Source organism: Alphaproteobacteria bacterium, assembly GCA_030740435.1.
GTDB lineage: Bacteria > Pseudomonadota > Alphaproteobacteria > UBA2966 > UBA2966.
Genome location: JASLXG010000018.1, coordinates 18,993 through 29,005, shown reverse-complemented (window position 1 = coordinate 29,005; position 10,013 = coordinate 18,993). Strand labels below are relative to the sequence as shown.

General features: G+C 66.4%; 10 protein-coding genes and 1 tRNA gene. 1 reads left to right on the top strand and 10 read right to left on the bottom strand.

Annotated elements, in window-relative coordinates; translation table 11 throughout:
* Positions 1-431: 431 nt before the first annotated feature.
* From mgtE to QGG75_02215, 3 genes are all read right to left on the bottom strand, one after another.
* Positions 432-1,811 (bottom strand): magnesium transporter, encoded by a 1,380-nt coding sequence (gene mgtE / locus QGG75_02225; GenBank protein MDP6066063.1) that lies wholly within the window; start codon positions 1,809-1,811, stop codon positions 432-434.
* A 140-nt stretch (positions 1,812-1,951) separates the two neighbouring features.
* Positions 1,952-2,038, bottom strand: a tRNA-Leu gene (locus tag QGG75_02220).
* Positions 2,039-2,093: 55 nt separating this feature from the next.
* Positions 2,094-2,348: a FliM/FliN family flagellar motor switch protein gene (locus QGG75_02215; protein MDP6066062.1), complete on the bottom strand. Its 255-nt coding sequence runs from the start codon at positions 2,346-2,348 to the stop codon at positions 2,094-2,096.
* 85 nt (positions 2,349-2,433) lie between these two features.
* On the opposite strand from QGG75_02215, the gene lipB reads away from it, so the two are divergent.
* Positions 2,434-3,075, top strand: coding sequence for a lipoyl(octanoyl) transferase LipB (gene lipB / locus QGG75_02210; protein ID MDP6066061.1), 642 nt, complete (start codon positions 2,434-2,436; stop codon positions 3,073-3,075).
* On the opposite strand, the gene QGG75_02205 is transcribed toward lipB, so the two are convergent.
* From QGG75_02205 to QGG75_02175, 7 genes are all read right to left on the bottom strand, one after another.
* On the bottom strand, positions 3,072-3,377 hold the full coding sequence (locus tag QGG75_02205) for an acylphosphatase (protein ID MDP6066060.1): 306 nt from the start codon (positions 3,375-3,377) through the stop codon (positions 3,072-3,074). The two genes, lipB and QGG75_02205, sit on opposite strands and share 4 nt — an antisense overlap.
* A gap of 3 nt (positions 3,378-3,380) precedes the next feature.
* Positions 3,381-4,514 (bottom strand): sodium ion-translocating decarboxylase subunit beta, encoded by a 1,134-nt coding sequence (locus QGG75_02200; protein ID MDP6066059.1) that lies wholly within the window; start codon positions 4,512-4,514, stop codon positions 3,381-3,383.
* A 10-nt stretch (positions 4,515-4,524) separates the two neighbouring features.
* Positions 4,525-4,917, bottom strand: coding sequence for a biotin/lipoyl-containing protein (locus QGG75_02195; GenBank protein MDP6066058.1), 393 nt, complete (start codon positions 4,915-4,917; stop codon positions 4,525-4,527).
* 10 nt (positions 4,918-4,927) lie between these two features.
* Positions 4,928-5,287 carry an OadG family protein gene (locus QGG75_02190; protein MDP6066057.1) on the bottom strand — a complete coding sequence of 120 codons (360 nt, stop codon included), beginning with the start codon at positions 5,285-5,287 and terminating at the stop codon, positions 4,928-4,930.
* Between the two features lie 13 nt (positions 5,288-5,300).
* Positions 5,301-6,854, bottom strand: a complete 1,554-nt coding sequence (locus QGG75_02185) for an acyl-CoA carboxylase subunit beta (GenBank protein MDP6066056.1) — start codon at positions 6,852-6,854, stop codon at positions 5,301-5,303.
* Between the two features lie 113 nt (positions 6,855-6,967).
* A complete protein-coding gene (locus tag QGG75_02180) occupies positions 6,968-7,699 on the bottom strand; it encodes an ATP12 family protein (protein MDP6066055.1) in 732 nt (243 codons plus the stop codon).
* 10 nt (positions 7,700-7,709) lie between these two features.
* A complete protein-coding gene (locus QGG75_02175; GenBank protein ID MDP6066054.1) occupies positions 7,710-9,767 on the bottom strand; it encodes an AsmA family protein in 2,058 nt (685 codons plus the stop codon).
* Positions 9,768-10,013: the final 246 nt, after the last annotated feature.

Below are 10,013 nucleotides of genomic sequence, written 5' to 3'. Positions count from 1 at the left end.
TCACGGCCGTCTTCGCTCAAGCGATTGGCCAGCACGCAGCCGGCCGATCCGGCGCCCACCACGATGTAGCTGAAGGTGCGTTGGTTTGCTGATTGCTGCATGCTGAATTGCCTGCCCCTTTGGCAAGCCATCTTGCCCGTCTGCCCAAGCGCGGCCTAGCCCGCATTTCTCACCGGGTCACGGCTTGCGTCGCACCCAGGTGATGCGATCCGCTAGGAAAAGACCGAAGAGCGTAGTGGGACTACGCGCTTCGGTCTTTGACAACGCGGGCGCGTGCACAAGGACTCTGCGGTGCGACCCTTCGGGCGGCGCGGTCGCGCCGACAGGGTGCGTCGCGCGGCTTGCCCGATGTCCCACATCGAGCTGCGCAGCGTTCCTACCCGGTCGGCGCGACAGCACCGCGCAGGCCATGACCCGGTGAGAAATGCGGGCTAGAGCAGCAGCCCGGCGGCCAGCCCGAGAAAGGCCAGGAACCCCACCACGTCGGTGATCGTGGTGACGAAGACAGAGCTTGCCACCGCCGGGTCGACGCCCATCCTGTCAAAGCCCAGTGGCACCAGAATGCCCGATAGCGCCGCCACCAACATGTTGATGACCATGGCGGCGGCGATCACGCCGCCCAGCGCCGCATCAGCGAACCAGAAACCGGCCACCAACCCGACCAGCAGGGCAAACAGCACGCCATTGAAGAAGCCCACCACCAGTTCCTTGTCGACGATGCGGCGCGCATTGGTCACGGTCAGCTCGCGGGTGGCCAGGCCGCGTACCGCCACTGCCATGGTCTGGGTGCCGGCGTTGCCGCCCATCGAGGCGACGATGGGCATCAGTATGGCCAGCGCCACGATCTTCTCGATGGCGGCATCGAACTGGGCGATCACGGCCGAGGCCAGGATCGCCGTCATCAGATTGATCAGCAGCCAGATGAAACGGCGCTGGGTGGTGGTGCGAATACTGGCATTGATGTCGGTCTCGGAGACACCGGCCAGGCGAAGAATGTCCTCTTCGGCCTCCTCGTGGATGACGTCGACCACGTCGTCGACCATGATCACGCCGATCAGCCGCCCCGAAGCGTCGACCACGGCGCCCGAGGCCAAGTCGTACTGCTGAAACAAGTACGCAACTTCCTCCTGGTCGGTGCCAGGCTCGACGCGGATAGGTTCGGCTTCCATGATGGCGCTGACCAGCACCGGGCGTTTGGTGCGCATGATGCGGTTGAGCGGAACCGTGCCGATCGGCCGATGGGTCGGGTCGACGACGAAGATCTCGTAGAACTCATCGGGCAGGTCGTCGCTATCACGCATGTAATCGATGGTCTGGCCAACGGTCCAGAAAGCCGGCACGGCAATCAAGTCGCGTTGCATGAGGCGGCCGGCGCTATCCTCGGGATAGGCCAGGGCCGCCTCGATATGGGCGCGCTCGGGCACCGGCACGGCGTCCAGCACCTGGCGCTGTCCGGCTTCGTCGAGATCCTCCAGCAGGTCGACCGCATCGTCGGTCTCGAGCTCGGTGACGGCCGCTGCGACATCGACTGGGCCGAGCTGTTCGACCACCGATTCCGCCACCTCTTCGCTGAGCTCAGCCAGTACCTCGGGATCGAGCACGCCGCGCATGGCCTCGATCAGCAGACGCCGCTCGGCGGTTCCAATGAGATCGATGAGATCGGCAATATCGGCCGAATGCAGGGGCTCGACCAGTTCCACGGCCTGCTCTATGCGTCCCTCACCCAGGGCCCCAACAACGGCCCGGATGCGGTCCGGCGTCAGCCCATAGGCATCGTCCGATGCCGCTGGATGTTCACCCTGGCCGCTCATACCCGGCTCCTGTCCCAGCTCGTGTATCCCGAATGGATCATTAACCCGCATTTCTCACCGGGCCGTGCCCGGGGCCGAGCATAGCGCCTAATCCTGCGGCGCAAAAAGAAACCCGCGGGCGAACCCGCGGGCTGGATAATTGGTGCGGTCGAGAAGACTCGAACTTCCACGGGCTTGCGCCCACAGCGACCTCAACGCTGCGCGTCTACCAGTTCCGCCACGACCGCCGAATACCGCGTCGAAATAGCAAATCCCGGCCCTTCGATCAAGGGGCGGGATGCGTTATTCCTCGGACGCCACGATATTTTCGGTGATCGAAACGGCGATATTCTCGCCCGCCACCATGACGTCGCCACGCGCAATGAGGCGGTTGTTGGCAAAAATGCCGACATCAGAATCGACCGTCGCATCGAGCTCGATAACGGCACCGCGGCCCATCTTGAGCAACTGATGGATGGGCATTTCGGCCCGGCCCAGCACCACGGAGAGCTCTACGGTGACATCGCTGACCGCCTTTTCGGAAGAATCGTCGGCCATGGTCCGGCCTTTCCCGCTTGCCAATGATGACTATCATAGCAACATCGGCGCATAGGGTTAGTAAAGCGTTAAGGCGAAACGGAGAATGAACGTGACGGAACTCGAATGGCGCCACAGCGAGCGGCCCGTCGGCTATGCCCAGGCGGTGGCGGCGATGGAAGAGCGTGTGGCCGCCATCCGCGCCGGCCGGGCCGGCGAACTGGTCTGGCTGCTCGAGCACGAAGCGCTCTATACCGCTGGCTCCAGCGCCGATCCCGCTGAGCTTATCGACCCCGACCTGTTGCCCGTCCACCGCACCGGGCGGGGCGGCCGCTACACCTACCACGGCCCGGGTCAGCGCGTGGCCTACGTCATGCTCGATCTCGCCAGCCGCGGCCGCGACGTGCGGGCCTTCGTGCAAAACCTCGAAGGCTGGCTGATCGCCACGCTGGCGCACTTCGGGGTGCAGGGCGAGCGCCGCCAGGGCCGCGTCGGCATCTGGGTGGTGGGGCCCGGCGGCGGCGAGGAAAAAATCGCCGCCATCGGCGTGCGGGTGCGGCGCTGGGTGAGCTTTCACGGTGCCTCGCTGAACGTTGCTCCCGACCTCGGCCACTACCGCGGCATCGTGCCCTGCGGAATCGGCGAGCACGGTGTGACCTCGCTGGCGGCACTTGGGATTAGGGCCGAAATGGCCGAGGTCGATGCCGTGCTGCGACAAACCTTCGCCAAGAGTTTCGCTTCGCCTTAAATCGTGGCGGCCTGACGAAATCCCTGGCCGCTGACGGCGGCGGCTTCCTCGTCATCCGCCGGCTGCACCTGGACGTCGAGGACGACAGCCGCGCCGGGCCCCCGCCGGCAGGCCTCGACCAGGGCATCCACAGCCACTTCTGGACCGACGAAGAGGCCCTCGACGGAGCCGTCGCGGCGGTTGCGCACCCAGCCCTCGACATCCAGATCGACGGCCGTGGTCACTGTCCAGCCGCGAAACCAGACGCCTTGCACGCGGCCGAAGATGTGTACGCGAGCCGCCTTTTGACCAGGCGTGTTCACCGTTCAGCCAGCGAAGCGGGCGATGAAGTAGCCAGCCACAACGGCGGTGCCGATGACGCCGGCGACGTTCGGTCCCATGGCGTGCATGAGCAGAAAATTCTGGGGATCCGCGCGCTGGCCTTCGACTTGGCTGACCCGCGCCGCCATGGGCACGGCCGAGACACCGGCCGAACCGATCAGCGGGTTGATCGGGCTCGAACGGCTCAAGAGGTTCATCAGCTTGGCCATCAGCACACCGGACGCCGTGGCGACGCCGAAGGCAACGATACCGAGCCCCAGGATCTTCAGCGTACCGAGCTGCAAGAAACGCTCGCCGGTCATGGTGATGCCGACGGAGGTGCCGAGGAAGATGGTGACGATGTTGATGATCTCGTTCTGGGCCGCCTTGGAGAGGCGTTCGGTGACGCCGCTTTCGCGCAGGAAATTGCCCAGCATGAGCATGCCGATCAAGGCCGTGGCCGCCGGCACCAGCAGCACGCAGACCACGGTCACGATGAGGGCGAACAACAGCTTTTCCAGGCGCGACACCGGGCGCAGCGAACGCATGCGGATCTGGCGCTCCTTACTTGTCGTCAGGGCCCGCATGATGGGCGGCTGGATCAGCGGCACCAGCGCCATGTAGCTGTAGGCGGCGACGGCAATGGGCGCCAGCAGATGCGGCGCCAGCTTGTTGGCGAGGAAGATCGAGGTCGGCCCGTCGGCCCCGCCGATGATGCCGATGGCGCCCGATTCCTGGCCCGAAAAGCCCAGCGCCAGGGCGCCGAGGAAGGTGGCGAAGACGCCGAACTGGGCCGCTGCGCCAAGCAAAAGCGTGCGCGGGTTGGCAATCAGCGGCCCGAAATCGGTCAGCGCGCCGACGCCCAGGAAAATCAGCGGCGGGAAGATCTCCAGCGTGATGCCCTGCGAAATATAATAGAAAAGCCCGCCCGGGTGGTCGCCCACCGGGGCGTTGACCAGGCCCTCGGTGGGCAGGTTGGCGAGCAGCGCGCCGAAGGCGATGGGGATCAGCAACAAGGGCTCGAAGCCCTTGAAGACAGCCAGGTAGAAGAACGCCAGGCAGGCCAGCCACATCACCAGCATCTGCCAGGTCAGGTGGCCGAAGCCGGTCAGGCTCCAGAGCTCGAGCAGGGTGTCCATCCGGGGCGGCTCAGCCGAGAGACATCAGAACCTGCCCCTCAACCACGGAAGCGCCGGCCTCGACGGCGATCGACTTCACCGAACCGGCGCTGGGCGCCACCACCGTGGTGTTCATCTTCATCGCCTCGAGCACCAGCACGCCCTGGCCAGCGCTAACGCTCTGGCCGGGCTGGACGTCGATGCGGGTGACGGTGCCGGCCAACGGACTGACCACGTCGCCCGCCACTGCGGCTGCCACCGGGGCCTGGGCCGCCACAGGGGCGGCAACGGGGGCGGCAACGGGGGCGGCAACGGGCGCGGCCAACTGCGGCGGCGCAGCCGGGTTCGTGGTTGCACCCTCATCGAGCACCTCGACGGTCACGTCATAGACCTTTTCTTCGACTGTAATTCTGAGCTTTTTCATCATTTCCGGTTCACGGCTTGGCTGGCGGCGAGTTGGCGTAGATGTCCCAGCGCACACGTTGCGAACTGGGGTGGCGAAAACGGCTGTCACGGGACCAAGACGGCATGGTGTGGCCCGGCACGCTGAGCTCGACGATGTGGTGGGGCCGCTCGAGCGCGTTGGCGACGGCGGCAACGATCAGCGCCAGGTGGTGGCGCGGCGGGTCCGGCGATCCGGCTTGGCCCGATGACGCCGGCTCGGCGGCCGCCATGTGGCGCCGCTCGGCCAGCTTGAATCCCAGGCCGAGGAGTGCCGCGGTGCCCCACAGCAACGCCAGCACGCCGAGCACGACGGCCACGCCGGTGAGCAGGATTTCGAGATGCAGCCACATTGCCGAGCCGCCCTCAGAGCGGAATGTTGCCGTGCTTCTTGGGCGGCCGGGTTTCGCGCTTGGAAAGCAGGCTGCGCAAGGCTAGCGCCACCGCGGCGCGGGTGCGGGAGGGCTCGATGACGTCGCTGATCAGGCCCTTGCTGGCCGAAAGATAGGGCGAGGCGAAGCGTTGGCGGTATTCCCTGGCCAGTTCGGCACGCATTTCGTCGGCATCCTCGGCCGCCTTGAGCTCGCGCCGGTAAAGGATGTTGACGGCGCCCTCGGCGCCCATCACGGCGATTTCGGCGCTGGGCCAGGCCAGCGCCACGTCGGCGCCCAGGTCGCGGCTGCACATGGCCAGGTAGGCGCCGCCATAGGCCTTGCGCAGGAAAACCGTGATCTTGGGCACCGTCGAGCCGCCGTAGGCGAACAGCATCTTGGCGCCGTGACGGATGATGCCGCCCCGTTCCTGGGCGATGCCGGGCAGGAAGCCGGGCACGTCGACCAAGGTGACCAGGGGAATCGAGAAGACGTTGCAAAAGCGGATGAAGCGCGCGCCCTTGTCGGAGGCGTCGATATCGAGGGTGCCGGCCTTGACCAGCGACTGATTGGCGATGATGCCGACGACGACGCCGCCGATGCGACCGAAGCCGACCACCATGTTGCCGGCGAACTCGGCGTGCACCTCGAGGAAATCACCCTCATCGACCAGCCTGGCGATGACCTGCTTGGCATCGATCGGATCCTTGGCCGAATCGGGCACCAGCGCGTCCATGCCGGGATCGTCGGAAATGACCAGCTGGTCGACCAGCCGGTGCGGCGGCTCGACCATGTTGTTGGCCGGCAGGAAGGAGAGCAAACGACGCACGATGGCAACGGCGTCGAGATCGTCCTCGGCGACGAAATGAACGTTGCCGCTGACCGCGGCGTTGGTCATGGCACCGCCGATCTCGTCCATCGTCGTGACCTGGCCGGTGGCGGCCCGGATGACGTCGGGGCCGCAGATGAACATGTTGGCGTTGTGCCGCGTCATGATGACGAAATCCATCAGCGCCGGCGAATAGGCGGCACCGCCGGCGCAGGGTCCGGCGATGACGGCGAGCTGCGGCACCACCCCCGACATCAGGACGTTGCGGTTGAAGACCTGGCCGTAGCCCGACAGCGATTCGACGCCGTCCTGGATGCGGGCACCGCCGGAATCGTTGAAGGCTACGATGGGTATGCCGGAGCGTCCGGCGTAATCCATGACGTCGCAGATCTTGTGGGCGTGCATCTTGCCCAACGATCCGCCGGCCACGGTGAAGTCCTGGCTGACGGCGGCCACCGGGCGGCCGTCGACGAAGCCGATGCCGGTGATCACGCCGTCGCCGGCCAGGACCCTCTCCTCCATGCCGAAATGGCGGGTGGCATGCTGGGCGTGCAGGCCCATTTCCTGAAAGCTGCCGGGCTCGACCAGGGCCTCGATGCGCTCGCGGGCACCGAGCTGTCCTTTGGCATGCCGGGCCTCGATCTTGTCGTGGCCGCCGCCGGCCAGAGCTTGCTCACGGCGTTGATCGAGATCCTTGAGTAGCTCGTCGAGCTTGGACATGCGCGATGGCTCTTTCTGCGTTCGGAAGCGAACGGAGGCAGGCGGCAAGCTGCGCCAGATTGGCGCCAGATCGGCACTTGACCGGTGCCTTGGGTAGCACAGGATGGGGCTTATCACAAACGCCAACTCGGGTCGTTGGCACGAGCGGGAAAGGGCTGGAGCAGGGCCAGAAATACCGCCGCCTGTTCGATTTGCAGCCGCGTCGCCCGCCGCCCCGCGGCCGCCTCGGGCGTCTCGCCCCAGCGCTCGATCTGGTAGTCCTCATCGAGCTGGCTCAGCACCACCGCCGTCCGGGCGTCGATCTCGCCGCGCCACAGCGCCAGGGCCACCACCAGCGAGCCGCTGGCCGTGGCCAGGGCATGCAGCGCCGCCAGGGCAAAATCGCCGGCTCCCGCCACCTGGCGCTGCAAGGCCGCCAGGGCCGCCGCGTCCTGGGCCAACGGCAGCACCCCGCCAGTGACGCCGAGCCGCGCCCCCAGAGCCTCTGCGGCCCAGTCCAGCAGGGGCTGCCAGGCCGCCGCCTGGCGGCCCGCCAGTTCGTCATCACCGTCAGCCCGATAACACAGCATATCGCTGGCGCCGAAGGCCGCGATTTCATCGATGACGGCCTCGCGGCGTTCGGCCACGAGATCGATGGCGCTGGCCGCCAGGCGCGTCAGCGGCATGCTTTCGGGCCGCACCTCGTCACCCTGGCCGCGCCATTCCTGGGCCAATGCCTCGGCCAACGCCGGCGTCGGCAGCAAAAGCCGCGCCCGCGCCGGCGTGGTGACGGCCCGGCCGTCGAGGCTGACGCCCCAGCCCGCCCCGATCGCCTCTACAGCAACGTGCTCGTAGAGCCGTTTCATGCCATATGGGCTAGGGATCCCGCTTCTCGTCCTGAGGCTGCACGACGCTCTTGAGCTTGTCGCCCAGCCCCTTGAGTAGGCCACCGAGGCCGCCTGATTTTTCCCCCGGCTTGGCCGCCTCGCTGCCCGAGGCGGCGCCCGCCGGCCGGGCCTTGGCGCCGGCCTTGGCGGCCTTGCCGCCTTTGCCGGAAACCGCATCGGCACAGGGGTTTGCCTCGCCCGTGCCGCCGCTGACCAAGGGAATCAGAAGGCCCAGCGGGTTGATCGCCGTGCCCGCCACCAGTCCGGCCACGCCAACCGCGACGGCCGCCTTGTTGAGGCCAAACGAGGGCTGGGCCAAGGTGCCGCCGATGTCGATGGGGGCAGCCAGGCTGAGTAGCGAAGCCTGCTTGGGCCGGGGCCGCACGGTGAGATCCAGGGCCTCTTTGCCCAGGTCGATCTTGCCCTTGCCCGTCACCGTGACCTTGCCCGTGTCGGCCAGCAGACCGGTCAGCGTGGCCATGCCCTGCTTCACGTCCCAACGCGCCACCACGCAGTTGATTTCGGTCTGCGTCTTCTTGTCGTTCCAGGGCATCAGCTCGCCGATCAGGTCGGCGCCGATAAGATCGACGTACTCGCTGGCGACGCTGCCCTTGCCGGCCACCAGTTCTTTGCCGTCGAGCCCGGCCATGAGGGCGCGCAACGAACGGCCCTGGCCGCTGAGATCGGCGCTGGCATCGGCGCTCAGCGCCAAAAGATCGCTGATCTCGAGGTCCTTGAGCAACTTGCCGATGTCGAGGGCCTTGGCCTGGAAGCGGCTCGAGACCCGGGGCCTGGCGGCCAAGCCGCTGAGCGCCAGTCGAGCGCTGAGCCGGGCTTTGTCGAGGCGGGCCTTTTTGACCGTGAACTCGGCCTTGCCGGCGCCATTGCGCAGCTCGAGCGCCAGGTCGTTGAGCACCAGCTTGCGCGGCTTGACGGTCTTGGCGCTGAGGCTAAGGTCGAAATCGACCAGGGCCAGGACATCGAGCGGCAAGGGATCGTCAGGGAAGACGCGGTCGCCGGGCTTGGCCGGCTTGGCAGCTTTGGCTGGCGACGCCGGCATGAGCGGCGTCAAGTCGATCAGCTTGGCCGCCAGCTTGCCCGTCAGGCCGGGGCGGGGGCCACTGAGATCGAGGTTGAGAGAGCCGGCCAGGTCACTGCCCGCCAGCTCGAGGACCAGACCATGAAGGGTCAATTTGGCCGGCGAGCCCCCAAGCCCGGTCTTGAGTGCATAGGGGCCGCCCAGCGGCAGCTCCGCGCCAAGCGCGGCGCCCAGGGCCCCGAGGTCGCGGCCGGCAACCTCCAGTTGGAAGTCGAGTCCAGCCCCTTCCAGGGGCTTGGCGATGCTGCCGGCGATTTTGATCTTGGCCCCGGCGGCCTCGAGGTCGAGGGCCACGGGATAGGGTTGGCCCTCACCCAGACGCTGCAGCGCGCCGACCCGACCCGAGCCGCTGACCGCCTGGCCGGCCAGCGAAGCGGCGAAGGAAAGGGCGATCCGGCCGGCCTCGGCGGCCTTGGCCTCGAACTTGGCGAGCTTGATCTCGCGGCTCTCATCGCTGCCGCCGTCGCGCCAAACGATCGTGATGTTCTTGACCAGCACGTTGTCGAACTTGGGCAAGGCGCCGCCCTCGGTGGCCTCGCCAGCCGCCTGGCCGCCGGCCTCGAAAAGCCAATTCCCGCGCCCCTTGGCATCGCTCTCGAGGATTAAGTCGAGGCCATCGAGCACCAGCCGCTTGACCTCGAGGTTGCCGCTGATCAGCGGCAGCAGCGCCACCTCGGCAGAGAAGTGCTTGAGCTTCGCCATCTCGGGTCGCGAGCCCCAGGCGGCGTTCTCAAAGCTGACGTCACGCAGCGTCAACGACGGGCTCAGCGAAAGCTCGAGATCGACGTCGCCGGCCATGATCAGTTGACGGCCGGTGGCCGCCTTGACCCGCTCGGCCACCAGGCCCTTCATATCGTTGAAATCGAGCGACGCCAAAACACCACCGAGCGCCACCACGACAAGCACCACGAGACCGAGGATGATGGCGGCAATTTTTCCCACCGACATTGTCATTCCTCCCAAAAGGTCAATCTTTTGAAACGCCTAACCATTTGTAATTATTGTAAAAACTACTTCCTTTCTAGTGTGACAATTTGCCACAACGACTTTCTCGTCCAGGCCGATTATAACAAATTTATCGAATGACGGACGCAGTTCCGTCAGCTTCGTATCGGGGGCACGCCTCCCCGTTCCCGGATACGAAGGCCAAATACCAGACGCGTACGCGTAATGTCATCTTTCGATCAGGGGTCG

Excerpts from the sequence above, each read along its gene's own strand:
- QGG75_02215 (MDP6066062.1), bottom strand. The coding sequence starts at position 2,348 with ATGGCCGACGATTCTTCCGAAAAGGCGGTCAGCGATGTCACCGTAGAG.
- QGG75_02195 (MDP6066058.1), bottom strand. The coding sequence starts at position 4,917 with ATGAAAAAGCTCAGAATTACAGTCGAAGAAAAGGTCTATGACGTGACC.
- QGG75_02200 (MDP6066059.1), bottom strand. The coding sequence starts at position 4,514 with ATGGACACCCTGCTCGAGCTCTGGAGCCTGACCGGCTTCGGCCACCTG.
- mgtE (MDP6066063.1), bottom strand. The coding sequence starts at position 1,811 with ATGAGCGGCCAGGGTGAACATCCAGCGGCATCGGACGATGCCTATGGG.
- QGG75_02185 (MDP6066056.1), bottom strand. The coding sequence starts at position 6,854 with ATGTCCAAGCTCGACGAGCTACTCAAGGATCTCGATCAACGCCGTGAG.
- QGG75_02180 (MDP6066055.1), bottom strand. The coding sequence starts at position 7,699 with ATGAAACGGCTCTACGAGCACGTTGCTGTAGAGGCGATCGGGGCGGGC.
- QGG75_02175 (MDP6066054.1), bottom strand. The coding sequence starts at position 9,767 with ATGTCGGTGGGAAAAATTGCCGCCATCATCCTCGGTCTCGTGGTGCTT.
- lipB (MDP6066061.1), top strand. The coding sequence starts at position 2,434 with ATGAACGTGACGGAACTCGAATGGCGCCACAGCGAGCGGCCCGTCGGC.
- QGG75_02190 (MDP6066057.1), bottom strand. The coding sequence starts at position 5,287 with ATGTGGCTGCATCTCGAAATCCTGCTCACCGGCGTGGCCGTCGTGCTC.